The 25,505-nt window shown below is 42.1% G+C and carries 20 protein-coding genes and 1 pseudogene; 5 read left to right on the top strand and 16 right to left on the bottom strand.

What is annotated here, in order from left to right:
* Positions 1–38: 38 nt before the first annotated feature.
* From QOX44_RS07750 to QOX44_RS07690, 13 genes and pseudogenes are all read right to left on the bottom strand, one after another.
* Complete coding sequence (locus QOX44_RS07750; protein WP_283682464.1) at positions 39–503, bottom strand: Hsp20/alpha crystallin family protein; 465 nt, start codon at positions 501–503, stop codon at positions 39–41.
* A gap of 320 nt (positions 504–823) precedes the next feature.
* Positions 824–1,033: a hypothetical protein gene (locus tag QOX44_RS07745; RefSeq protein ID WP_283682463.1), complete on the bottom strand. Its 210-nt coding sequence runs from the start codon at positions 1,031–1,033 to the stop codon at positions 824–826.
* Positions 1,034–3,151, bottom strand: a complete 2,118-nt coding sequence (gene brxL, locus QOX44_RS07740; protein ID WP_283682461.1) for a protease Lon-related BREX system protein BrxL — start codon at positions 3,149–3,151, stop codon at positions 1,034–1,036.
* A 20-nt stretch (positions 3,152–3,171) separates the two neighbouring features.
* Entirely contained in the window at positions 3,172–5,814 is a 2,643-nt protein-coding gene (gene pglZ, locus QOX44_RS07735; RefSeq protein WP_283682460.1) for a BREX-1 system phosphatase PglZ type A, read from the bottom strand.
* Positions 5,815–5,823: 9 nt separating this feature from the next.
* A complete protein-coding gene (locus tag QOX44_RS07730; RefSeq protein ID WP_283682489.1) occupies positions 5,824–7,284 on the bottom strand; it encodes an ATP-binding protein in 1,461 nt (486 codons plus the stop codon).
* Positions 7,285–7,564: 280 nt separating this feature from the next.
* The gene (locus tag QOX44_RS07725) at positions 7,565–8,167 is read right to left on the bottom strand and encodes a hypothetical protein (RefSeq protein ID WP_283682459.1); all 603 of its coding nucleotides are present in this window, start codon (positions 8,165–8,167) and stop codon (positions 7,565–7,567) included.
* A gap of 13 nt (positions 8,168–8,180) precedes the next feature.
* Positions 8,181–8,885: a DUF3800 domain-containing protein gene (locus tag QOX44_RS07720; protein ID WP_283682457.1), complete on the bottom strand. Its 705-nt coding sequence runs from the start codon at positions 8,883–8,885 to the stop codon at positions 8,181–8,183.
* Between the two features lie 12 nt (positions 8,886–8,897).
* Positions 8,898–12,380: a BREX-1 system adenine-specific DNA-methyltransferase PglX gene (pglX, locus tag QOX44_RS07715; protein ID WP_283682456.1), complete on the bottom strand. Its 3,483-nt coding sequence runs from the start codon at positions 12,378–12,380 to the stop codon at positions 8,898–8,900.
* A 191-nt stretch (positions 12,381–12,571) separates the two neighbouring features.
* Positions 12,572–16,120, bottom strand: a complete 3,549-nt coding sequence (brxC, locus tag QOX44_RS07710; RefSeq protein ID WP_283682455.1) for a BREX system P-loop protein BrxC — start codon at positions 16,118–16,120, stop codon at positions 12,572–12,574.
* A gap of 13 nt (positions 16,121–16,133) precedes the next feature.
* Positions 16,134–16,694 carry a DUF1788 domain-containing protein gene (locus tag QOX44_RS07705; protein WP_283682454.1) on the bottom strand — a complete coding sequence of 187 codons (561 nt, stop codon included), beginning with the start codon at positions 16,692–16,694 and terminating at the stop codon, positions 16,134–16,136.
* 11 nt (positions 16,695–16,705) lie between these two features.
* Entirely contained in the window at positions 16,706–17,311 is a 606-nt protein-coding gene (locus tag QOX44_RS07700) for a DUF1819 family protein (protein ID WP_283682452.1), read from the bottom strand.
* Between the two features lie 14 nt (positions 17,312–17,325).
* Complete coding sequence (locus QOX44_RS07695; protein WP_002578407.1) at positions 17,326–17,544, bottom strand: helix-turn-helix domain-containing protein; 219 nt, start codon at positions 17,542–17,544, stop codon at positions 17,326–17,328.
* A gap of 424 nt (positions 17,545–17,968) precedes the next feature.
* A pseudogene (locus QOX44_RS07690) lies at positions 17,969–18,649 on the bottom strand (SIR2 family protein); the annotation flags it as partial.
* Positions 18,650–18,755: 106 nt separating this feature from the next.
* On the opposite strand from QOX44_RS07690, the gene QOX44_RS07685 reads away from it, so the two are divergent.
* Genes QOX44_RS07685 through QOX44_RS07670 form a run of 4 tightly spaced genes read left to right on the top strand, consistent with a single transcriptional unit; the run spans position 18,756 to position 21,577 of the window.
* Positions 18,756–18,968 carry a 4Fe-4S dicluster-binding protein gene (locus QOX44_RS07685; RefSeq protein WP_283682449.1) on the top strand — a complete coding sequence of 71 codons (213 nt, stop codon included), beginning with the start codon at positions 18,756–18,758 and terminating at the stop codon, positions 18,966–18,968.
* The gene (locus QOX44_RS07680; protein WP_283682448.1) at positions 18,965–19,531 is read left to right on the top strand and encodes a 4Fe-4S binding protein; all 567 of its coding nucleotides are present in this window, start codon (positions 18,965–18,967) and stop codon (positions 19,529–19,531) included. Before QOX44_RS07685 ends, QOX44_RS07680 begins: the two co-directional genes overlap by 4 nt.
* A 32-nt stretch (positions 19,532–19,563) precedes the next feature.
* Complete coding sequence (locus QOX44_RS07675; protein WP_283682446.1) at positions 19,564–19,884, top strand: rhodanese-like domain-containing protein; 321 nt, start codon at positions 19,564–19,566, stop codon at positions 19,882–19,884.
* Position 19,885: 1 nt separating this feature from the next.
* A complete protein-coding gene (locus QOX44_RS07670) occupies positions 19,886–21,577 on the top strand; it encodes an FAD-dependent oxidoreductase (protein ID WP_283682444.1) in 1,692 nt (563 codons plus the stop codon).
* Between the two features lie 108 nt (positions 21,578–21,685).
* Here the strand turns inward: QOX44_RS07670 and QOX44_RS07665 are convergent, their stop codons facing one another.
* The 3 genes from QOX44_RS07665 to QOX44_RS07655 form a co-directional block, all read right to left on the bottom strand.
* On the bottom strand, positions 21,686–22,459 hold the full coding sequence (locus QOX44_RS07665; protein ID WP_283682442.1) for a hypothetical protein: 774 nt from the start codon (positions 22,457–22,459) through the stop codon (positions 21,686–21,688).
* A gap of 387 nt (positions 22,460–22,846) precedes the next feature.
* Positions 22,847–23,068: a DUF4318 domain-containing protein gene (locus tag QOX44_RS07660; RefSeq protein WP_283682441.1), complete on the bottom strand. Its 222-nt coding sequence runs from the start codon at positions 23,066–23,068 to the stop codon at positions 22,847–22,849.
* Between the two features lie 31 nt (positions 23,069–23,099).
* On the bottom strand, positions 23,100–24,647 hold the full coding sequence (locus tag QOX44_RS07655; protein WP_283682440.1) for a leucine-rich repeat protein: 1,548 nt from the start codon (positions 24,645–24,647) through the stop codon (positions 23,100–23,102).
* Between the two features lie 155 nt (positions 24,648–24,802).
* Between QOX44_RS07655 and QOX44_RS07650 the strand changes: the two genes are divergently transcribed.
* On the top strand, positions 24,803–25,441 hold the full coding sequence (locus QOX44_RS07650; protein WP_283682439.1) for a DJ-1/PfpI family protein: 639 nt from the start codon (positions 24,803–24,805) through the stop codon (positions 25,439–25,441).
* Positions 25,442–25,505: the final 64 nt, after the last annotated feature.

Genomic DNA, 25,505 nt, shown 5'->3' with positions numbered 1-25,505 from the left:
TTCTTCTCAAATGATCAGGGCAGCCGTTGCTGCCTTTATCAGCCCTCGATCGTAATGTATTTGCTCTGCTCTACCGCCGGCTTTGCTTCTTTCTTCGGTACGAACAGTGTCAAAATGCCATGCTTAAATTCGCCTTTGACATCTTCCTGCTCCACTCCGTCTCCTACATAGAAGCTCCTGCTGCAGGAACCTGCATACCGCTCTCTGCGGATATAGCGGCCTGTCTCCTTCTCCTGCTCATCCTTATCAAGTCCCTTTGCTGCCTCGATCGTCAGATAACCATTCTCCAGAGAAACTCTGACCTGATCCTTCTTAAAGCCCGGAAGATCGACCTCGAGCTGATATCCATTCTCCAGCTCCTTAATATCTGTCTTCATCAGGTTCGCTGCCCGTCCGCCGTACAGCTTTTTCTCCGTCTTTCTCATATCTCTGTCATCATAAAACGGGAAGTCATTAAAAAACTCATCAAACAAATTCTCTCCAAAAATACTCGGCATCAACATAAATCATCTCTCCTTTTCTATTCTATGCTCATTGACCTTGTTTCTTTGGAACTGGGATGTTAGAAATAGAAGCGGATCTTCTCGATCCTTTTTATTCCCTTCCTTTGTTCTACATGTAATATAGCACTCATTATTAGCACTGTCAATAGGTGAGTGCTAATTTTTTGTGAAGAATTTGTGAAGCCTTGATTTTACAGGCTTCACAGGGATTTTTCACTTGCTTTCGCACTCGATTTTCTTGATTTGACCACATTTTACGACAACGACTTCTGGTTTATACCACAGCAGGTACAGTTTCTGGCAGGTTCATTTTAGACATCTCATTCTCTACATGAGACTTCCCATACAAAAGTGTCATGAGTTCGATCATAAATTCCCTGTAATTCCAATTTTATTTCTTGAAGCCAATTTTGAAATTCACGCACATCACTGATCCGTTCAAATGATGTTCCCCTGCCGCCATCAAACGGATGAAACATCTTTTCTATTTCTTTTCGTGAATCTATAAGTTCAATTAAGTCTTTCTTCAATCATTCTCCCCCCAATGACTTAAACACCGCATCTTCCGCACTCTGATACGGAATCAGCTGAAATGCACTCATCAGATCAGCCGGAACACTTGCGAAATCAACAAATGATATACTCGGAATCAGCACCTTCTTTGCGCCGCTATCCAAGCACACTTGAAGTGTATTGGCAAGTTCATCCGCCTTTATCATTGTGCCACTAATTGTTATATCTCCCAACACTGCCAAGTTGCTGACAACAGGCTTTCCCAGGGCAATCGAACAAAGTGCAATCAATGTTGGAAGTGCCAATTTGTCTGTCATACCAATTCCCTGTAAATCCTGATAGTTGATGATATAGTCTTTGGTTGAAGTGCTGATAGCGCCACTGATCCGATTGCCGTTGGCTTTCAGATAATTAAATGCCGTGTTCACCGCTTCCTTACATTTAGAATCACTGCCTAATCCGCTCCGTTCAATTTTGCCATTGCCCGGAAGCATCTGGCTTTCCAAACGGAATACACCAATCATGCCGCTTTTTCCTCTGGATACGGTATAAATCTGTCCCGGATTACACATTCCATCCGGTATCAGCTTACCGCCACCCTGTTCTGGTACGGAAACATAATGTTCTGACATATCTTCTAAATCTATATAAGAGAAGTTCACATCATAAAATTCCATACCGCCCAGTTTCTTCAATTGCTCCTTGACACGGCGACGCATTTCCAATGCAATTTTAATAATTTCTTCCAGTTCTTCTTTGGTAAACTCACCATTTGGGTACATCAACTTCAGATAACCGTCTATCATACGACGAACTGCAATTGTATCACGCTGATTCAGATTTCTCCCCAGACGGAAGTAGTGATCAAGTGCATCTCCATACTGCTCCTTGCGAAGTTCTCGGATGAACTCTGCCAAATAGTCACTAATAAAACCATAATCATTAGTAAAATGCTCCGGCCTGAACTTCGGTATCTCCCATCCTGGAAGATAACAGTGCATACGATCAAGAAATGCTGTATCTGTTCCCATTTCCTGTGGGAAAGGTGCAAACAAACTGGAGGTTTTCAACAGAACATCCACACTCTGATTGATGTTTCCAACAAAAACCATCGACGCAGTAGCAGCCTTTTCTTCTTTGCCACGGGCAAAAGAGCCGGATGCCATGTAATCCTTCATAATCTGAATGCCATCTTTATCTTTAAACTTGATACCTGCCACTTCATCAAAGGCTACACAGTCCCATAAGCCGACCAGTCCGACCGTTTTGCGTCCCATATTGTAAAATAAGTTTGCAACCGTTGTCTGTCCACCGGAAATCAAAATACTGTTGGGTGAAATTTCTTTGTAAAGGTGAGATTTACCGGTACTTCTCGGTCCAAGCTCACAAAGATTAAAGTTATTCTCAACTAACGGAATCATACGGGTCAGGAGCAGCCATTTCTCCCGGTATGTAAATTCATCTGGCTCCATGCCGATAGAACGAAGAAGAATATCCAGCCATTCATCTTTCGTAAAAGCTTTTCGTCCCTGCTTCAGTTCATCAATATCAATGTGCGGCATCTGGATTGGTGTCAGCTTACGAATACTGATTGGTGAAATATCTTTCTGCTTTTTCTGTTTGGAACGAAGTGGATTTCCATCAATGTCCTCAATACCAAAGTTATTATCGCCTTCAACCTCATAATCCAGCTGAACAATGCACCAGATACCGCCGCAGAGCAGGCGATCAAATTTTTCCGGATATTCATCGGCAATCGGTACATTACCAACACCCAAATTAGAAAACTCTGCAAAAAAGCAATCCTTTTTCATATCCAGTCGAACAGTCACCATATCAATGATCGTGTGACTACCTTTTTTACGCAACTGAGACAGAATCTTCTGTGATTCATCCGGGCGTACAAAGTTGTCAGCAAGAATACGCTTCACATTCTGTACGCCTTTCTCTATAACATTCTCATCATCTGAACTGCAATACTGTCCCAACAAAAACTCAAGAACATACACTGGGACATTCGCCCCTTCTTTAATTTTCTTTGTCAGATCTTTACGAACAATCTTACCGTCAAAGTTCTGACGGAGCTTGTTCTTTATTTCTTCACGGGTGCCTTTACCCTCTGTAAATTGCTCCATCTTTCTCTCCTTCTGCGGCATTAACTAAAAAAATCAAACTCGTCCACCGCAAAGGCGATGTCAATCTGGAATGGCTCCCGCTGTGGCATCTGTAATCCCTGTTCATCTGCAATTACCAGATAATAAGTAGCAGTATTGCTATATTTCAGAGATTTCAGATTAAACTGACAGCGGAAAGTTCTTTCTGCACCGTTATCACTGGTCTTATCTGCAATAATCTTCTGAATATCACTAATCTGCTTGCCATCCTCATCTGTAAAGTAAACCTGATAGGTTGCTGCTTCACGGTTTGTACTGACCGCATCTTTTTGATAGAAGTTCAATGAAAAAATCATATTGCTGATTTTACGGTTTGCGGACAGTAAATTGACCGTAACCGGCTTGGTATCATATTTCTGCTTATTCCGCTTATATTCCATAGAATCATTACGGAGATAATGGTACTCAATCACTGGAACAACCATTTCTTGCAAACTGATACCACCATGCACAAAATTCATACCGCCGCCATTCATTTTGATACGAATACTTTCTCTCGGTGCAAATCCATCGAATTCCGTATTTCCGCCCAAGAATTTTACAGGCATCAAGTAATCTGGTTGCACCCCCTTCTGCATAATTGCATATCTTCTGCCATATTCCACACATCGCTTGATACTTTCTTTTTTTGTAATGTCAGAGTTTGTTACATCCACATCAAAAAAGCCTCTTTTATCCACTTTATCCTCTTCCTTCAAAGGACTGTATGTATAAAGAAATCCGTGATCTGCCGTAATTAAGATGTTCGTTCCGCCAAATTCATTTACAATGATACGCACAAGGTTCTTCAATTCTGAAATTGCCTTGTCACACGCAGCAAAAACAGCAGTATCCGAAGTGTGGCTGGCTTCATCAATGGTATCGTGGTAAATATAGACCACATCCATCCCTTTCACCAAAGCACTTCTTTCCGCTCGCTTCATAGCAATAATGTCATTGTACTTTAAGGCCACACTTGCCGAATCTTCTGTTTTCAGAACCTTATCTCTATACGTACTTGCCGTAGACTGTCCGTCCGCCAGAACTGTCAAAATATCATTTCGAACCTCTACCGTCAATTCTTTATGCGGCAACAATGCTGCCATACCAAACTTTGTAATAGAAGGAAAGATACTCTGCATACTGCTGATAGAAACCTTGCTTTGTGTTTCTCTCTGAAGCTGATCTGCCATCATAGCCGCCACTTCATAACGCATGGCATCTGAGATAATTACAAATACTTTCGTATCCGAAGTCTGAATGCGGGAACGGTAAAAATCTTCCTGCTGCGGTACTTCCAGAACTTTACCGTAAGTTTCCAGTTCATCCGCACACACATCAGACCAGTTATTCCCTAATTCCCCTAAAAACCAATGAGTATAGAGTCCTTCCACTTTATCGACAACGTGCTTGAACAGATCATCCAGCAGAATATTGGAAGTCTCCAAACTCTTTTGAAAACTAAGATGAAACAAACGGTAATAAGTGTCCATCTGATAGTAACTTTCTGTATATTCTTTCCAGATACTTTTCGCTTCTGCGGTATGGAATCCGGCAGAATGTTCCTTAAAGAAGCTTTGCATATTCGCCACTTGTAAGATACCGTCATAAAAAAACTCAAATGGCTCATACCATACACAAGTTCTCCTTTTTTCAACGGTATTCGTAATGGTATCCACATCAATGATATGGTCACTGATCTCTGTCATTAGCTTTGTCAGAATCACTTCATTAATACACGGGAAGCATTCTGTTCCTACCAAATCCTCTACTGCCAGCTTTTCAAAGCGCTGATGCAGACGAGCTTCATCCTCAACATAACGTGCCACATCATATAATTGCTGAATGTTGTCACTATGAAGCCATTCAGAAATAAAATCATAGCAATATGCCTGATGTGGCATGGAAATAAAACCGTCCAGTCCGGCAAGATATTCCTGCCGCATGGTACGGGTCGCTGCAGTTAAAAGCAGATGAATTGCTAACCGCCCAAGGTCTGGTTCTTCCTCCACAAATCCGCATCCCTGACGAACCATCGCCCAAAATGCTGCGTCTGCATGATATTTTACAAAATCCTGATAAACCGTGTTATTATTCAAATCAAGTCCCGCCTGGAACACACTACGGAGAATCATATTAGGCTGTGCATCTTTCAATCCACAGATTGCCGCCATGACAGCCATGTGTAACTGGGCCGGTGTTTCCGGAACTTTATTCTGTGTACTAACTTTCAAACGACGGTCTTTCGCATTGAAGTAAGCACGATAATTTTTAACCTGTTTCCTCATTGCCGGATTTGATATAAGTCCCATCTCATCCATCCAGATAGAAATCAGATCTGCCCGAAACTCTTCGCTGTAAAGCTCCACATCCAGAAGCCAGTTATCATCAGGGCGATTATAGACACACGGACTGTAAACCAGATAATTTGTAGTCAAATCATCTACTGAAAGCAGTTTTTTTACAGAAAACGCATTATTTCCAGTCAGTGCAATCACCTTTGCATTTTCCAAAACCACTTCATCCAGTTTATCCTCAAATTCCTTATCTTCATCGTACCAGAAAATGATACGACGCTGATAAAACTCAGACAGAGGTTCAGCAAACCTGCGATTTAAATCTTGTATTATTTTGTCTGTATCCATGCTGTCCTCCTACCTTATAATTTCCCAATTTGATTTTCGCTTTGTTCCGTTCTGCACCAATCTACCTTTTTCCTGTAAAGAAGCAAACATTCGAGAAACCGTTCTTTTCGATATACCCATTTCTTCCGCATAATATGCCTGTGTTGCAGACGGATTTTTCTCTATAATCTGCAACAATTTTTCTATCCGCGTCTGTTCCTTATTAAGCGGCACTTCAGCGCCATTAATGCCATCATTGCCGCCACAATCAACGCCATTAGTGCCATTTTCAACGCCATTGGCGTTATTTGTATCAATCTGACCTCGATAAATATTGATACGCAAATCAACTTCGCCACCAATAAACTCTGGCTCCCGCAGTCCGGAAGCTTTTACTTTATCAATAATTCTCGGAATACCGCTTCCCCAATGCTCAATCAGGTTCATGTAAGCAAACGCATGCGCAAGAGCTTCATTTCTGATTTTAGAATAGCCTTCTTTCATACGCTCCATCGTTTGTCCCATTGGCAGCTTTCCTGGGGAAGTAATTTCTAATCGGTTATCATATACCGCCACCTGTATCGTACCATGATCCAGATAACTACGATGTACCATAGCATTAATAATCAACTCACGAATGGCATCCGGTGGAATCTCATAAACGTCCTGGCGATAAATTCCCACAATAGTAGCACCCAAATGAATATTTCTCAAAACAAACTGAAATGCTTCGTCTATCTGCTCCCAAAGCGGACCGGTATATTCTCTACGGTCAACAAATACTGCTTTCGTTGTACCTTTGAACACACCACATTGCGTTGCAACATGAAGTCCTCCGTTGCCAGTCAAAATAGCAAAAGCATTAGACGGATAATCTTTTCCATCACGCTCAAGCAAAATGCCCCAGGAGCGCAACTGCTGTCTGCCTACATCTTTAATCGATGCTTTCTGTTCCTCTGTACAAGCATTTCTGACAGCCTGCTCTTTCATAGCTTTGCAAAGGGCATCAATATCTTCATCTGTAACATTTAATCCAGTACATAAAGCTTGATCGTAGTAACGATTGCTTCCCTCAAACAATAATTCTTTTATCATATACTCATCAGCAAGGCGGGTAGTTCCGGCAACACGGACATATACACCGCCATCTCTGCCAAGAGCCTTGATATAATATGGGCGCTGTCTGCCCTCTGAAACCTCTACCACAATAACAGTCTTGCCATCAACCGTTTGTAAAGTAATATCCGGGATGATTGCCGGTTCACAGCTGTCTGATACGGCATTGGCAATGGCATCCATTTTCCTGAACACATCTTCTTTGTCAAAACCAACAGCTTCTCTGGTTTTATCGGCAATTCCAAAAATAATTTTTCCTCCGGTTCCATTTGCAAAGGCAACCACAGACTTCATATATTTGATACTTTTCTCCGGCAGATTCTCTTTGAACTCCACATTCTTCGATTCTCCTGCAAGAATTTCTTCTATGGTCATCATAACACCTCGCTCTCAATTCGCTACGCAGTGCATAGCCTTTTTATTATTTCTTCTGATATTCCAGTCTTAATTCTTCTGCCAAGTACAGATCGGGTTTGCCGTCATAATCGGATTTTTAATTTTTTCGTCTATCATCATGTATAATCCTTTTCTTCATTTTACCAGAACTATTTTCCCTTTTCACATTGACTTTTTTCTCTTCAACACATATAATAATGATAACTCATCTAACACGTTTAGAAGGAGAATCCGGTTTTCGCATTGCGATTACCGGTTTTTATTTTGTTTCTTTTTCTATCTCTTTTATGTAATTCTGATAATCTTTTTCATAATCTTTCTTGGCACTTACAAAAAATACTGGATAAGCTGTTATCAACTGCACTCTCTTTTCACTTTTCTTCTCAAACACAATCAGATAATCTAATTCTTCTTCCTGATAACGTAAATACAAACGCCTTCTCTTCTTCGAATTTACTTTTTCCCAATATTTTACCCGCACATCATTTTCATTATACAATTCAATAATTTCTCTGATCCAACCTACCCGTAATGCACGATAAAGACATTTTGTGCGAACATCTCCATTATTCATTGTAATTAGATCTGTTCCTAAAATACAATTTTCCGGACAAAATGCAGACGAGAGGTCATTTATACAAGGTTTTATATCAAGTTTTGCTTTCTGCTCTATGCTTGCAGAATGCCAAAATATTTCTGCCTTACTTTCTATCCATTTTAAAGGCACATATATTTCCATCCCCTGAAATAGTGGTCTATCTTTCGTCGCAATAGTCTCTTTAAATCTGTTATGACAAATATCGAAAATTGCAGACAGTTTCATTGTTTTATCAAAAGCAATAGGAGTCAATTTCTGTTTCATTTGTATTTTCCTCCTATTTTCTTGGTTCCCAAACAAATAAATTAAATTTTGATTCATAACGAGCTGTTGATTTATCAATATTCTTTTTTTTCTGTAATGCGTTTACAAACTCAATTTTCCCTTTGTTCGCCATACTTTCAATTTCCAGATTTCTATAATGATACGCCAACGCTCCATTCAACAAATCTGCTAATTGCAAAATCTCCGATTCAGCAGAGTTAATCTGTCCAATATGTGTAATTACTTCTCCATTAAAATCATAAATATTATTACACATAACTTCCTTTAATTTCTGGATACGCTTACCACCCTTTGTATCTTTTATATCCACCAAAATGTGATACTCATTTTCTTGTCGAATAATCGGATCAAGCGTTCTAAAGTACATTTTATAATACCACAGATCATAATCATCGTTATTATATTTTGCATGATTCAATTTATCTTTTCCTGTTGCTACTAATCCACGATAATGTAAATCACTATTTTTCCAGAAATAATCAAGCAATTCCAGATAAAACTCAATCTTTGATTCCGAAATTTTTGTCCATTTAATTTCAAAGTGACTATTCAGACCATGCTTTTCTTTAATTGCACGAATATCCGAATAAATTTGTTTCCTTTTTTCACTTAAACAATACATTGCCCCAAGAACCATAACTGAAGAATTATCCTTTTGTAAATGGCAACTCTCATCACAAAATACAGTATATAACATTGTCCACCCTCCTTACTTTATTTTAGCCAAAACATCCTGGAAAATTGCATAATTCTTCTTCACGCCATCGTCCAGATCAATGGAAATCATCTGGTCGGCAAGGTGATGAATCTTTTCTTCGTAGGTTCTGATTTCCATATCCTGCGCCTGCAAGGTGGTTAGCTTTTTGTTCAACTTCACACGCTCACTGGTGGAAGCATTGGCAATACGCTGTTCCAAATCGGCAATAGCAGTGCGATAACGAGCCTGTTGTTCATGCACATAATCGGTACGGATACGGGCAATGGTGTCAGGTTGATAGCGGTGCATATAAATCAATGCCTTGAAACCGTTCTTCTTGCCACTGTCGAAAAGCCAATAAATCGGGCGTTTCTGATACATCTTGCAATGGTCAGAATAGAAATCACTCAGGAAATAATTCCGAATCACATCCTTCGGCTGACCCTTGCCGCCGAGAGCATCCGCAATGAATTTCAGGTTTTCGTCCAGCGTATCTGCACCGTAAACCGTTTTCACAAACTTAACGAATAGACCGACAATATCATCCTCAAAATATTCATCGTCGCAAATTGGGATAATGTTATCCTTATCCGCAGCAAAAGAAGCATACTTGCTGTTGTCCCATTCGCCGCCTGCATAGGCAAGTCCATCTACATCCAGGGAGTAGCGACCGAACATACAGCCAACCGCATAGGAAATGAAAGAGCGAATATCTCTGCCAAGATCAGCCTTGCGAACCGTCACGTCTTTATCCTCAACTTCCGGTGTCAGCTCATCCTGTAAACCGTAAATGTCAATGAAAATACGGTTCAGTTCTTCCTCATTGGTTTTTAACTGATTAAACCGGTTATCGCATTCAGCCTGCCACTGATCAAATGCTTCGGCAATGATGGAAACTTTGCGAAGCAGTGGGTGGTACTGAAAATCCCACGAAGTTTCAAAGGAATCCCAATCTTTTTTTGAAAAATCAACATTTTCTCCTGCCAAAGCAGAAACTTTGCTTTTCTGGTCTCCAATATCTGGTACAATAATTTTCCCAACGTCTCCAACTTGACAATGAATTGTAGAATTAAATACTTTAAGCAATTCTGCAAATATTGATGTATTGGCATACCCCAAAAGCCATAATTGATCTTCTTCTTTTGGAAAGAAACAATGCCCCGAAATATCATAAAATGTATCATCTGGCGCTATACGGAAACTATTTTTACTAATAGTTAAATCTGTCCATGTGCATTTTTTCTTTTTCAGGAAATCCAAATCCAACACTCTGGCATTTTTTTGCTGCAATATAAAATCCGGTGTTTTATTATAAAACAAAAGATATTCTAAATTACCGTACCACTTTCTGTAAGCTCCTCCCTTCAAATATTTAATCCACTTTAGTCCATAACTGGAGCCATTAAATTCAGAAAAATCTACTTCATGCCATAATCTTAAATATCTATCATTATTCGATGTCTGCATACCAACTTTAGGAGCAGCTATTTCTGTCATGGTTTTGTAATTTCCATACATCTCATATATTTGACGATGTAGCCAATAGGCTATTGGCATTCCAGGAATCTTCATAAAATTTTCTTGTTGAATAGTATGTAATCCTTTTCTATGCAAAAAAGCATTCCTACGTTCCTCTACACTATGAACCTCGCCTTGGCTATCAAATAATCTATGATATCGCCCCACATAGTTCTTAATATATGTTTTAGATATAACAAATGTTGTTGTGCCAAAATCCGATCCGAAAATTCCTCGTCCTGGGTGAACCATATTAACAATCATATTGTTACGAAGCATTGTATTTCGCATTTTTTCATAACTAGACAAGAACATCCATACTGGAATGTTTATCATGGAAACATAACCGTGGTTCGTATTCATTTCTAATGTTCGTTCCATCATGATTGTACTCATATCCGATTTCGTATCTGGATATTTTTTCTTTACAAAAAAAGATAATTTTCCTGACATTCCAGACGCACCCATATACGGCGGATTCGTCACAACCACATCATATTTCTGTGCCAGAGCTTCTGCCACCTGTACCAACGGCAATAATTCTCTCAGTGCCGTTTCACGGGACATATTTATATCTTCCGTAATCTCAGCAAAACGGTCATACAGCACAGACCAATCCTGCGGTGTTACTGTCAAAATCGAACCATATTCCTTTGCATCATACAGTTCTTTGATGATAGTGTCCATAGCTGCTGTGAGCTTCGTATCGCCATTACAGAAATAATCCACAGCAAATTTATCTATATGATTACTCTCCACAATAGCATATACATGGGGCTGAATGCCACGGCTGAAGAAGCGGCGATCATACTGACGGGCTTTCATCATTACCGCAAAGTAAGCCAGCTGTGCCGCACGGTCATCAATATCCAGTCCGTAAAGATTATTCTCCACAATGCTTGCCACCGCTTCACGGCTGGTATAGCCATAGGATTCATAAATCTTCATCAGTACATCAAACATATACGCAAGAATATGACCTGAACCGGAGCATGGGTCAATGACTTTCAGCTGATTTGGTGTCATTGCGGCGTATTCCTTACGGATTTCAGCCAGCTGTGCCTGCACTTCCGGCTCCTGCTCAGCTTCTTTCAGATAGTAGTGCCATTTGGTATCTTCCGGATCACGGTTTCCGGCAGCATAAGCAGACTGTTCTTCCTCGGTAGGAAGAAGCTGACTCTTAACATCTGGGTGTCCTTCCAGCCATAAACGCCCAAGGCTGTTCTCTACCATATAGCGAACAATCCAGTCCGGCGTGAAAAGCTGGGTTGCTGCAGGGATATTTTCTTTTGTGATTTTTACGTTCTTTTTCAGTGCTGCGAAAACATCGTCTTTTTTCTCGCTGTTATAATACTGATACAACCAGCCGATAATCTGAACCGCATCCTTCCAGTCATCCTCCGGTATCAGCTCGATCATCTGCTGAATAACACTGCCTTCACGGAGTAGATTATCCGGCAGAAGAAGCTCAGTGTAATCTGCTATCTTCTGGAACATTCCAGGCAGAATCTTATTCAGGGCGTTACACTGCACGATCAGCAGATATTTATACAGTTCTTCGGTTTTTTCGGCATCTTTCAGCTCATAGACCTTTTCCATATCCAATCCATCCAAATCCAGATGAATAGCTTCGGTTATAATCTGCGGCTTAAAGTTGTTTTCCTCGTCCGTGAATACACGCACATGAGAAGGAAGATAGCCGTTGACTTCCATAAATCGCAAAGCAGAAAATCGGTTAAACCAAGTGTAGGCAACCTCCTCCATGACCTGCTTATATCCTTTATCGTTAATCTCGGCAATCAGAGCCTGACGCTGTTTCTTTTCATCGGCAGTGAGGACTTTGCCGCCAATGCTGTCCGCATTGGCATCCTCAATATTGTCCTCTGTGATACCGTATTCCACACCTTTTAGTGAAACACGGGCGATCAGCTCTGTTCTTGCCCAGACAGCAAATTTTTTAATCGCATTCTTATCCATACTCGTCTCCTTAATTTACGATGAAAGTGTTGTCAAGCGGCTATACAGACTGCGTGCTTGCACGCAAGGATGTATAGACATTTGACAACCAAGCCGCTATGAGTAAGTAGGGCAATAGCCCGGATTACGAATAGCGGCTGCAGTTGTGGAAGTGCCAAAGGCACGGAACAACTGACTTTCGTAAAATAATATCAATTTAATTTGATCTCGTCGCAATTTTTCAGCAACTGTTTCAGCTGAGAACGAATTTTCTCTACATAATCATCAATATCTGCTTCAGTCTGTAAGGTCTTTGCCTGGAATACAACCTGACGGTTATAAGCACGAACCACTTTCTTCTTTACAGGAGCTGCTTCTTTTCCCGGCTGTGTCGGCTGTACTGGCGGCTTCGGTGCAGGCGGAGCCAGAACTGACTCAATATTGCTGACTGTATCATCCTTGTACTGACACATCGGTAGGAACATAGCATCCAAAAGGGCAAGGCTCTTTAATTCTGCGATTTTCTCCTTGCACTGACTGAAATACCGATCTGATTTCTCAATCAGATGGGATGCCTTGGAATCGCCGTTTGCGGCAGTGTGGGTAGCTTCCATACACTGACGAACCGTTTCCAAAACCTCGGCGCGTTTTTCTTCCAGCATCTTATCATGGGCGATACGAACCGTATCCATCAACGGATTCAGTTCACGAATCCGGTTATAGTTGAACTTGCTTCCGGTCTGAACCATCGTAATCAGACGAATGGTATTCAGTGCCTTATGCGCTTCCTCATTTTCCGCAATACGGTCAAGGTCATCATACAGAGATTTCTCAAACTGCACTGCTTGGTCGAATACTGTTACCTGAGTCTTAAAAAAGTTTTCGATACCGTTGCTCATGGCTTCTTTGTTATCAAAGAGAGCATCCTCTTTTTTCAGGATACGCTCAATCAGGGCAATATTGTCTTTCTTTTGAGAAAGTACATCATCCATCAGATGAATGGCTTCCTGCACTAATGCACGATCCGGGTATTTATGTCCATCATAACGGGCATCCAGAGAAGTATAGTAATCACGCTGTTCACCGAATTTCTCGGTCACAAAGCGAATCAGGCCATCTTCATCGTCCGGTACATCCATGATGTCGAAATACTCTCGGAGCATCGCTTTTGCATCACGCATCATCGTAGCAGAAATGGTTTTTCGCTTGCTGATAGAAGTCTTACCGATCTCGCTCTTTTTGCGGAGCATATCCGGCAGTTTCGGGTCATCCGGCTGAATGGTATTGCCTGCATACTTGATAGTCACTTTCTGAGAATAAATCAACTGTGCCGCAACCGCAGCAATGTCGATTTCTTTCCATCCATACGGAATTGCACTATATTTGCTTTGCACATCTGCCATCGAGGTCGGAAGTTTTTTCGCATCCTGCATTTCCAGATATTCTTCCATAGCAGAAGCAGCATCACGGTTCGGTTCCATACCCGGGAGTGCTGTTACTGCACCTGTCAAAATCGCAATAATATCTGCATCACTGCCTGCATTATCTGTAATCAGGTCGAGCTTGCTATATACATGAGCAACCAGATATTCAAGTGACTGGTCAATCTTGCTCTTGGCATTTCCGGCTTTGATTTCCAAATGCTCACCGTCTACATAGAACTGCGCCCCTTCAATAGCATTTTGCAATTCGCTCACGGCACTCAGCTCATATTTTCCGGCTTCGTCCTGCTGGTCACTGATGATTTTCTGCACAGTTTTTGGAAGCTGGCTTACATTTCTCTGCTTTACATACTTACGAATTTTCATGGCAGATTCCAGAGATTCATAGTAAGGAGTATCTTCCAGAACAACGATTGCTTCATTGCCTTTGGATTCTGCCATCAAACGATAATCTGTTTTTTCAATAGCATCCGTAGCCACAGTCAGGAAGCGCAGACGCATACCTCCTGTTGCTACACCAACGGTAATGCCATCCACCATCTGGTCGAAAGCAAAGTCATATTTTCCATAACGGAACTTCTTGGTCGTGAAAATATCGCCGTAAATCATTTGGGCGATACGCTCCACGATAGAAGCGGTATCTACATTAGTATCTCGGATTTCACGCTGAATGTCCTGTTCTTCATCCGTCAGGAAGTTATAAGTGTCTCCAGTTCTGCCAATATAGTTCTGGCTCATCAGACGATCCAGACATCCACGGACAGCTTCACGCATGATAATCTTATCCACACGAATATCGTCTGCCATGAGGATAACGATATTGTCCAAATTAGAAGGAATATCATCAATATATCGAATCAAGTACAGAAGTTTTAGTACATCCACATCCTGCTGTTCGATGCCATCGCCGTTATCGGCAGCTTTCTGGCAACGCTCAATTACACGGCGAATCGAACCATCCAGGAAAGTATGTACGGTATCATAAAAGCGGAAGAACGGCACAAGTGCATACTCGTCCTTCTCCTGAATTTTCTGTGCAGCTTCCTGGAAGCCGGACAACATGGAACGCTCTCCACCGGACAGGTGCTTGCCGGAATTTCCGTGCTTACGGATTTCAGCAAATACTTTCTGCATGATGATGAACTGATACGGCACGAATGGGAAGTTTTCTGTAAATTCCCTCGAACCGGAGTAGCCTTTAATGTCCAGAATAGAACCGCTGAAGCTGAACAGGTTACGCAAAACAGAATCATTCTGCTCATAAACCCTTTCCAGGTCTTTGGCTGCTTCCGGCTTCTTTTTCAAAATACGTTTCTGGATGACTTCATCCACGGAGGAAGAAGATAAGCTCAGTCTTGTTTTGAAACGAGCCTGAATACGGGAGAACTCATCGGCACGAACTTTGATGATTTCATCAATCGCTTCCTGTCCGGTGCAGATTACCCAAATCTTGCCTTCGCATTCACTTCCGATTTTCTCAGTCAGAGACTGGAGATTCAAAAGCATATCTGTATCTGTTCCCACATACTGACCAACCTCGTCAATCATAAACAACAGACGGAAGTTGGCAGGCTTTGTATCTACATAAGCTTTCATATCTTCCACAAGCTGTGCAATAGAAATTTCTGTTGCTGTTTTATCGTTGAACCAGACTCGCGCATCGTCCTCACTCATATCCAGAACTTCCATCAATGTCGGGATGATGAACTTTCCATTGAAAGCAAAGGCACGGCGCATTTCCAGCCAGGACTTACCTTTTTTTTCTTCAAAAACTCTACGGAATTCCTCAGTCTTGCCCTGCTGATCAATATAACGCTCCATCATGGCAACTTTCAGATTTTCTCCGTAAAATCCCAGATGATTGTAGAACATCTTTGCAAAAACACGAAGTACAGCGGTCTTGTCTTTATTGCTGAATCCCTCAATATCAATATTGAACAGAATTGTCTCCGTCGGTCCCTTTGTAGCACGGTCAATCAGCATAAAAGTTGCCGGATCGTCCTCAAACTTTTTACGGAAACGCTCTACACTGCGGATACCTTTTACCTCTTTATTTTCCAGAAGGTAGGAAAGCATTTTCAGGAAGTGAGATTTACCACTTCCAAAAAAACCAGAAATCCAAACGCCCATATCGGCGGTCGGCTGGTCAAAGGCATCTCCATAATAGTTGAAGAAAGTAATGAAGTGTTTCTTCAATTCTCTGGTGATGACATATTCATTTAATTCCTGCTCTATCACATCGTCAGCAGCCTGATCTACTTTAATTACACCATTGATTTTGCGGTTGATGTCGTCCGCAAACATATCTCGAATCATCATGGCTTTATCCCCCTTAATCTATGACATTGAATGCCCGGTAATAATCATTTGGTATCAGACGATTGAACAGTTTTACATGACGACCATCAAACTCACCCGGATACATAACCAAAATCGGAACATCCGAAAAATGCGGTTGCAAGGCTTCCAGTAACGTATGGATTCTCATAAACGGGAATACCTCGCCTACACCTGTCAGCATCAGTACATCACCCGGTTCATGCGGCTCATACTGAATTTTATCAATAAATTCTCCATTGCCGATTGCGGAATTGAGCTGTTCCAGAAGATAAGCACTTCCATCAGCTTCTTCCATATCAGGAATCGCATCTGTGATGTCCATATCATCGCAAATGGAGAGAAATGTTTCATATAAATTACAAACGATCAAATGGCAATCTAAGGACTGATCTGTTTCCAACTGATTTACAAAATGGCGAACAACCATTTCATTTTCAGGTTCATAACAAAAGATTCTGATATTCACTTCATTGCTCAGTCCCTTGCCTTCCAGAAACTCTGATTCCTGAATCAATGCCCGAACTTTGTCCAGGCGCTCTTTTATTTCACTCATCTGGTTACCTCCTACACAAAGCAATTAAACGCCGGCAGTATCGCCGTATCGCCATTGCTTCTGATAGCATTCTCCAAAACAGGATGCAGCCATATTGGATTCAAATGATCTGCCTCTCGGTTGTCGAGATATTCTGTTTCGACAAGCACTCTGGCAATAATCTGTTTTAACTTTGTTATCGTACTATCGCTCCAGGAAGCTACGGTATCATTTTGTTCCTGTAAACGCATAAAAAATGTATTCAAATCTATCTTACCAAAAGACGTGTCCCTTAATCTGTACTTCTCACCAATGACTGTCAGCATAAATTCCCAAACTAGTCGGCTCTGCTTCATCAATGCATACAGACAAATCTGTTTTGCTACATCCGTTGGCTGTGACGCAATCGCAAAAACCAGGGAATCATCTTCCAGTGCATGAAGCCGTTTTATACAGGCTTTTGCCATGCGTGTAATGGATTTTTCCGTTGGGTACTGGAAGAGATTCTGCGCTACAATTTCTTTTACAATCGTATCATCAGAAATTCCTTCTGACATAAGCCTTGCAGTGGAACGCATTTCATAAAAAAGGAATGGCTCTCTGGTCAAAGACGCAATATAAGGATAAGAATGATCCATGTTCCCGTACCTCCTTACTGCTCCTCTTTTTTATCAGGAACAAATTCCATGATATCTCCCACATCACAATTTAAAGCAGAGCATATCTTTGACAGAATCTCTGTACTTACATTTTCATCTTTTGATAATCGAGACATCGTTGTTGTACTAACTCCTGTCATTGCACGCAAATCTTTCTTCATCATTTCTTTATCAATTAACAATTTCCACAATTTCTTGTAACTAACTGCCATTTTTTCACCTCAATCTTATTTGCTTGAAACATCTGTTCACATGGTATTTATCATCATATCACAAAAATGCGTTTCAAACAATCTAATCTATTAAAAATAGTAATTTAATTCCGAAATATCGCATTTAAAATCACAAAAAGCACATCTTAATGGTAAATAGTAAACCGAGAAGTACATCTTAATAAGACAAGCTGAAAGTACAAGTGCCACTATATATCCGATTCCACAGAAAAATTTTATCTCTTTTATCTTCTCTGATTGCAATTTTATTCTTTTTTTCAGTTTTCGCACTTCCGTCTCAGCTATCTTTCTATTCTGTTCCGCATGATACTTTAATGACTGCAATTGTTTCTCTGCTTCTTTTTGTTTTTTATATGCCTCGTCCACAGCTTGCACAGATGATTTATTTACCTGTAACCACAGTTTAGAGTTCTGGTCCCGAGCGTTTCTTATTTCTTCTTCGAGCTGCTCTTGCCAAACCATATACGCCAGTCGTTGCTAAACCAATCGAAAGTGCAAGCATATTTTCATCAATACGACCATCTTCCAACGAAGCAACCTGCATCGTTGGTCCCGGTTGTTGAGTCAATGCAAAGGTATAAACCTCATCCTTAAATCTACGCAATAATTTAACTAGTAAAGCCGCTTTTTTCACAGACAGGGCATCATATAACAGACTAAAATCTAAAAGTGTTATTTTAGTCATTTCCAACAATTTACTGCGTATAATCATTGAATGAGAAGTTATCTCACTTCCAATGAAATCCGGTTTATATTCAACAAAAACAAAGCGTTTTTGTAAAGTTTCTATTTTATCCAATGGTAAGCATTCTACAACATCGCTAAGAATCGCCTGAATATCTGAATCTGAAATAGAGTAACCTATGAAAATAATCGGATATTCTATAAAAATCGTCATCAATTTTGCAGCAAGGTATTTTCCTTTGTCATGAAATCTCTGATAATCCGCTTTGTTAAGGACAATGGATTCTGGATTTTGTACAGAATCATGAATTTTATAGATTTCCGCAATTCCTTGCAACTGTGAAAATACCAGTTCATCCTGTCCTACAAAAGTTTTATAACCTTCAAAAATATTCTCGAAAAAGCAATCATACTGCTACCTTGTCCAGCCTTCTTTTCTGTGATAATATCACCGACTCCTTCCTTTTTCTATGTTATCGTAGTCTCATCAATCACAGGAGGGTGCTATGGAAACGAAGATCAGGAAAAAGAGAAAAGCCTTTGTCGAGACAGACGACTGCGTTGCCTGCGGCTGCTGCGTAAAGGTCTGTCCCAGGGACGCTATTGAAATATGGAAGGGGATCACGGCAAAGATCCGGCTGGAAGCATGCGTTGGCTGCGGCAAATGCGCCAGAGAATGCCCGGCTTCCGTCATTACGCTAAGAGAGGTGCCGCAATGAAAAAGAAATGGTATGATTATCTCTGGATCGCATCTCTTGCGTATCTGCTGCTTGGATTTTTTAATATCCTTTTTGCCTGGCTTGGTCTGCTGTGCTTCTTTATCCCACTGATCATCTCTGTGGCAACAGGTACAAAGGGCTACTGTAACCGCTACTGCGGCAGGGGACAGCTTTTTGGATTGCTCGGAGGACGCTTCGGTCTCTCTCGCAAAAAGGACATTCCGCACTGGATGAAAAGCAAATGGTTCCGCTATGGATTTTTGATTTTCTTCTTTGTCATGTTCTTCCAGATGCTCTGGAATACCTGTCTTGTTTTTTCCGGTGCACAGGATCTGCGGCAGGCAGTCACGCTACTGTGGACCTTTAAGCTCCCGTGGCACTGGGCGTATCACGGAACAGTCTTCCATGAGGGTGTCGCTGCATTCGCCTTTGGATTTTACAGCGTGATGCTGACGTCCACCATACTTGGACTTTTGACTATGGTGCTTTATAAGCCGCGCAGCTGGTGCGTATACTGTCCGATGGGGACGATGACACAGCTGATCTGCAAGGTGAAAAAATAAATATAAATTATTAAAAATACGGAGGGAAAGACATGAATTTTTTTAATTTTTTCAGAGGCCCGGATATCAACCAGGGTATTACAGAATATAAAGATACTGCCGGAGCCATCCTGCTCGATGTCCGCACGCCGCAGGAGTACGCACAGGGACATATTCCAAACAGCAAAAATGTCCCCCTGCAGTCCATTGAGCGGATCCAGAATATCGTCACGGGAAAAGAAACGCCTGTCTTTGTGCACTGCCAGTCGGGCGCCAGGAGCCGTCAGGCTGCGGGACTGTTGACACAGATGGGATATACAAACGTAAAAAATATAGGTGGCATTGCCTCCTACACAGGAAAGGTGGAAAGATAATATGAAGGTTGTCATTGTTGGAGGTGTGGCAGGCGGCGCAACGGCGGCTGCCAGAATACGAAGATTAGATGAGCACGCAGAAATCGTTGTTTTTGAACGTTCCGGTTATATTTCCTACGCGAACTGCGGACTTCCCTACCATATCGGAGATGTGATCACCGATCCGGAGGAGCTGACACTCCAGACGCCGGAGAGCTTTTATGCGCGCTTTCACATCGCCATGAAGGTACGCCACGAGGTCACGGCGATCCATCCAGAAAAGCACACCGTTTCCGTGAAAAATTTAGAGACCGGAGAAGTGTTCGAGGAAAGCTATGACAAGCTGCTGCTCTCTCCCGGAGCCAGACCGACACTGCCGCCTCTTTCCGGCATGGAAAGCGACAGGCTTTTCACACTGCGCACGGTAGAGGATACCTTCCGCATCAAAACGTTCACTCAGGAGCATCAGCCAAAATCAGCTATACTGGCAGGCGGAGGCTTTATCGGGCTGGAGCTTGCAGAAAATCTGCGCGAGCTGGGCATGGAGGTTACGATCGTCCAGCGCCCGAAACAGCTGATGAACCCGTTTGACGAGGATATGGCATCCTTTATCCACAGCGAAATGCGCAGACACGGCGTCCGCCTCGCGCTCGGCCACACGGTAGAGGGCTTTGAAGAAAAGGACGGCGGTATGGATGTCCTGCTAAAGGATGAGTCTCCACTGCATGCCGATATGGTCATACTCGCGATCGGCGTTACCCCGGATACGCAGCTTGCGCAGCAGGCAGGTCTTGCACTTGGATTAAAGGGCAGTATCATCGTAAACGACCGCATGGAAACCTCTGCTCCCGACGTCTACGCAGTGGGCGACGCCGTGCAGATAAAGCATGCTGTGACAAAAGAGAATGCGCTGATCTCTCTCGCCGGTCCTGCGAACAGGCAGGGACGCATCGCGGCAGACAATATCTGCGGCAAGGACAGCCACTATCCAGGTTCTATAGGAAGCTCCGTCATCAAGGTATTTAACATGACCGCCGCTGTCACCGGCATCAATGAGCGGACAGCAAAAAGGGCGGGGATTGACGCTGACAAGGTGATCCTCTCTCCGATGAGCCACGCCGGTTACTATCCGGGCGGAAAGCTTATGACAATGAAGGTGCTCTTTGAAAAAGAAACCTTCCGCCTGCTCGGCGCTCAGATCGTCGGATATGAGGGAGTCGACAAACGGATCGATGTTCTTGCGACAGCTATTTACGCAGGGCTGAAGGCGACGGACCTAAAGGAGCTTGACCTTGCCTATGCGCCGCCGTATTCCTCCGCAAAGGATCCGGTCAATATGGCCGGATTTATGATAGAAAATATTGCGCTGGGACATCTGAAACAGTTTCATGCAGAGGATGTGGAGACCCTTGCGCGCGATGGAAGCGTCATCCTTCTCGATGTGAGGACTCCCGGCGAGTATGCCCGGGGCCACGCAGACGGCTTTATCAATATCCCCGTCGACGACCTGCGCGAACATATCGACGAGCTCGACAAAAACAAAACAGTTTATGTCATGTGCCAGAGCGGACTGCGCAGCTATATCGCAGTCAGGATCCTCTGCGGATACGGCTTTGACGCCCGCAACTTCTCCGGCGGCTACCGCTTCTACGACACAGTCATCAATGACCGCTGCCTGATCGAGACAGCGACTGCCTGCGGGATGGACAAATAACACAGCTCTCACTTGAGCTGTTGGCATCACAGACAAATCAACAATTGCTTTTTTAATATTTTTGTTTTATAAAACAACCTTCTGTGTTCTATTTCAGAAGGTTGTTTGTCAAAACGAAAGAGTTTCTTCAACACATTCGATTTGATTGGCTTTATTTCTTTTGTATCTCCAGATAGTATAGTTTTGCACAAATAAATGGCAATACCATTTTCCCTGTGGGAGAGCTGCTTTATTAGATAAGGCTGTAATAATTAATTCGAATGTTTCTTTGTAGCGCTCCGCAAATCTATTTTCTAAAACCAATTCTACGACGGTTGTATTATGTATCTGGTTCATCATAAACTCGGATGAAGCGTAAAATACAAATCGGTCTTTTTCGCCCGGGGATAGAATCATTTTGAGATTTTCCTGATTTGCCGCAGCTTTTCCCCAAGCATTTAAACCATTCTGTGATTTACCACAGGAGTAACTTACACCAATGCATGATTGTGTTGTGTTGGTTAATTCCAATGCAATTCCCAAAGCCGTTCCTTGTTTATATTCACCAATCTGAATATACTTCTCTGTCGGATTATCAGCCAACTCTTTATAAGTGATGTTAAAAGCCTCCCACTTACTTATAAATGCAAAAGGACGCATTTCTAACTTGTAGTGATCTACTTCTAGTTCCATTAATTTTTCTGATAATTGATTTGCTTTTGTTGAGGACTTGAGTGTAAAATACAGCGCCAACATGGTAATTACTCCACTCATTCCAGCTCCTGCAAACCCTATCCATGCATCAGCAGATCCAACTTGTTCGATATTATCTGCATTCTTAAAAGCCAATGCAATGATATATGTTCCCCCTGCAGAGAATAAAATTACCGTTATAGTAACCATCGCAAGCCTCTCGGCTTTTAGATCTAATTGAAACTGTTTTATTATCAACGCAATAAATCATTACGACAACAGCTATAGCATATATCAAAATAACCAGATATGATGATTTCATGGTTCATCCTCCGCATTAAACTTAAAAATAGTCATTAGTTTGCTATTGTTCAACAGATTTATGTGTTATACCCTACAACGTTGCTTGATATACCTCAAATTGTTAAAAATCTCGTTGCAGCACCTCAGCATTCAAGTCACACTGCTTTTTTTACTATGTAAACTTCGTTTGATTCACCTTCAATCCTCATTCACACTTTCCTGATTTATAATCTCCATTTGCTGAACTTTTGCGTCGTTGTCCTATACATTTTCTTTGTTTTTCTAAATCAGAAATTATTTTTCTTTACATTTTATACCGTAATTTCCTCTGCTACCATTTTCATACCCCCGATATATTTCATATCTTTTTCCGTTTATCTCTACTTCGTCATCGGTAATAAAAGTATACGACTCCCCACTTCCTTCACAATATTTTGAAATTGCTTCCATAGTTTTTGTAACCGTTGGATAATGGGTGCTATCCTCGTAAGGAACCCAAAACGCTTTTTTTAACATCTAAATACCTCCGTCTCATTTAACTCACTACTTACCTGATCTTCATTCTCTTCTGATATCCTGTACCGCTGTGAAACAGCTTTTTGTACGCCTTGCGTTTACTTGACGGCACACGGATCACCGCCTTCTTTTCGATACTTTTAATCGCATTTTTCCCGACCTTCGTCAGGGATTTACTCTTGATCGTCATTTTCTTCAGACTTTTACATTTACAAAATGCTTCTGTACCGATCGTTTTGACATTCTTTCCTATGGTGACGGCTTTCAGCCTGCCATAGCCTTTAAACGCCTTATTCTCTATTGCCGTCACCTGGAACTTTACTCCGCCGATCTTCACTGTCCCGGGAATATTCACAGCTGTGAGCGCAAATTTTTTCTGTGTCGTTCCTGCAAGTGCCACTGTTCCTCTGCCATTTTTGCTGGCATTTGTCAACTTATACCGATACCTTCCAATCGTATATACTTTTCCCTTACGCAGCTTAACGATGGGCAGCTTTTCTGTTCTTGTCGCACCACAGCCCGTACAGGTAAAGGTTTTTACTCCCTTTTTGGAAATGGTCGGTTCCTTTGTCACTCTCCCACCATCCCAGTTATGATCGATCGACAGGCGGATACTTGCAGAGGTTCCGTTTGCCGCTGTGCCTGTAAGCACCGTTGTACCACATCTCTTCGCCATCACTGTGCCATCTGCTAAGACAGATACTGCGGATGGATCGGATGAAGTCCAGCGCACTGCTCCGAGTACGCGAAGATTGTGCGTCTGATACAGAGTCGGATCACTCCCGGCTCTGACAGCCATACTCAGATACACAGAACCACTCTGCCCCGCTTTTTCAGGTACGTTCCCACTCACTTTACAGCTGTTTGCCATAAGATACTGCGACGCTGTTTCAACTGTCTGTATACAGTTTTTTACTGCACTGCCCCGCGCTTCGTTCATGCCCTGTGCAGTCGAATACTCTCCAACTGTCGTGTTCTGGAACCACGGCAGATCTGAACGATAAAAGGAGGCCAGTCCTACATACTGATGTGCCGGATCAATCATCGAAGAATAATGGCCGGTGACTGCATACGGATTTCCGCTTACCCAGTCTGCTTTCTCCTCATACCACTGATTGATTCCGCAGACCATCGTCCTGCTGCTGTTCCATGCGATCACCTCTGCGCTGCTGCTTCCGCCGTTTGGCCCGGTCATATCATACCAGGGCTTTTCATTCAAACGAATGTGGTTCATCGTAATGCTCGACTCTGCCGCACGGATTCTGGCAATGTATTCAAGATCCGCTGACCACCTGACCGGCACGTAATCTGCCTTCGTCAGCGGTTTTCCATTATTGGGATTCGGCACCCCCTCCCTGCAGGCTTCCAGACGGATCTCATTGATCCGATTGACTGCCGCCTGTATTTCTGTGATATATTCACCTTCGATACCGAGAAATACGCAGCCCGGAGACGGAGCAGAAACATCTGTCGGCAATACGGCCAGAGCAGCCCTTTCCCTCTCTAATCCATATCTTCTTTTCAGGCACCCTGTAGCCGGCTTCACTGTCATCCGAAGCAGCACTGAAATCAACTTCATTATATTCTGAATTGATCAGAGCGTCAATGTTTTCACAAATTATGCTCTGTATTTTTAAATTATCGTATGACGAATACTCTGTTGCAATTTTATCAGGCAAACTATATAATTATATTATTAATTCAGATTATTTTATTTTTAAGGAGGAAGTGCCCATGAAAAAATTTGCTGTCTTATTATATCCAGATTTTTCTTTGCAGGAAATAACCTGCCTTACCTCTGCACTGACTGTCTGGTTTGGTGAAAAAATTGATTTTATCGCGACAGAGCCTAAAGAATACATGAGCGAAGAAGGGGTGCGGGTCCTCCCTACTAAAGTAACGGAAGAAGTCAAAATAACAGATTATGATTGTGTGATCCTGCCTGGGACAATCAATCCTCTTCCGGCATTGTTTGATGATAAACTGATCGGCTTCCTGAGATCCGGAAGGGACTCAGACGTCGTTTTTGCAGCCATTTCCTCATCTCCCCTGCTGCTGTCCAAATCCGGGATCTTATGCGGCAGGAAGTTTACAGCAGGCTATTTTATGCAAATGACAGACACATTTGATTTTATTGAAAAAGAACATTTTATACATAAGGGAATCGTAGAAGATGGAAATGTCATAACCGGGATCGGGATGTTTTTCAGAGAATTTGCCCAGACCGTGCTGAAGCGGTTCGGTTATGATGTCGGTAATAATTTCATGCAGGACAGACCAGAAGACTATTCTGAGGAACAACTGACGTTTTACTGGTCGGATGACGACTATAAAGAATTTCTGGAGGAATTAAAAGAATACTCTTTACAATAATAATTGCCCATAATTATAAGGTGCTGTAGCACGTGGACCTTTTGGAAGTCCCCGTGCCACAGCA

The sequence above is a fragment of the Parablautia sp. Marseille-Q6255 genome (assembly GCF_951230155.1).
Taxonomy (GTDB): Bacteria; Bacillota; Clostridia; order Lachnospirales; family Lachnospiraceae; genus Choladousia.
Note: the sequence above shows the minus strand (reverse complement) of the source record. Positions and strands in the feature narration are given on the sequence as shown.

Coding starts and splice junctions, on each gene's coding strand:
- QOX44_RS07695 (WP_002578407.1), bottom strand. CDS start 17,544: ATGGCAGTTAGTTACAAGAAATTGTGGAAATTGTTAATTGATAAAGAA.
- QOX44_RS07725 (WP_283682459.1), bottom strand. CDS start 8,167: ATGAAACAGAAATTGACTCCTATTGCTTTTGATAAAACAATGAAACTG.
- QOX44_RS07660 (WP_283682441.1), bottom strand. CDS start 23,068: ATGTTAAAAAAAGCGTTTTGGGTTCCTTACGAGGATAGCACCCATTAT.
- QOX44_RS07655 (WP_283682440.1), bottom strand. CDS start 24,647: ATGAAGTTGATTTCAGTGCTGCTTCGGATGACAGTGAAGCCGGCTACA.
- QOX44_RS07650 (WP_283682439.1), top strand. CDS start 24,803: ATGAAAAAATTTGCTGTCTTATTATATCCAGATTTTTCTTTGCAGGAA.
- QOX44_RS07720 (WP_283682457.1), bottom strand. CDS start 8,885: ATGTTATATACTGTATTTTGTGATGAGAGTTGCCATTTACAAAAGGAT.
- QOX44_RS07750 (WP_283682464.1), bottom strand. CDS start 503: ATGTTGATGCCGAGTATTTTTGGAGAGAATTTGTTTGATGAGTTTTTT.
- QOX44_RS07685 (WP_283682449.1), top strand. CDS start 18,756: ATGGAAACGAAGATCAGGAAAAAGAGAAAAGCCTTTGTCGAGACAGAC.
- brxC (WP_283682455.1), bottom strand. CDS start 16,120: ATGATGATTCGAGATATGTTTGCGGACGACATCAACCGCAAAATCAAT.
- brxL (WP_283682461.1), bottom strand. CDS start 3,151: ATGGAGCAATTTACAGAGGGTAAAGGCACCCGTGAAGAAATAAAGAAC.
- QOX44_RS07730 (WP_283682489.1), bottom strand. CDS start 7,284: ATGACCATAGAAGAAATTCTTGCAGGAGAATCGAAGAATGTGGAGTTC.
- QOX44_RS07665 (WP_283682442.1), bottom strand. CDS start 22,459: ATGGTTACTATAACGGTAATTTTATTCTCTGCAGGGGGAACATATATC.
- QOX44_RS07705 (WP_283682454.1), bottom strand. CDS start 16,694: ATGAGTGAAATAAAAGAGCGCCTGGACAAAGTTCGGGCATTGATTCAG.
- pglZ (WP_283682460.1), bottom strand. CDS start 5,814: ATGGATACAGACAAAATAATACAAGATTTAAATCGCAGGTTTGCTGAA.
- QOX44_RS07680 (WP_283682448.1), top strand. CDS start 18,965: ATGAAAAAGAAATGGTATGATTATCTCTGGATCGCATCTCTTGCGTAT.
- QOX44_RS07675 (WP_283682446.1), top strand. CDS start 19,564: ATGAATTTTTTTAATTTTTTCAGAGGCCCGGATATCAACCAGGGTATT.
- pglX (WP_283682456.1), bottom strand. CDS start 12,380: ATGGATAAGAATGCGATTAAAAAATTTGCTGTCTGGGCAAGAACAGAG.
- QOX44_RS07670 (WP_283682444.1), top strand. CDS start 19,886: ATGAAGGTTGTCATTGTTGGAGGTGTGGCAGGCGGCGCAACGGCGGCT.
- QOX44_RS07700 (WP_283682452.1), bottom strand. CDS start 17,311: ATGGATCATTCTTATCCTTATATTGCGTCTTTGACCAGAGAGCCATTC.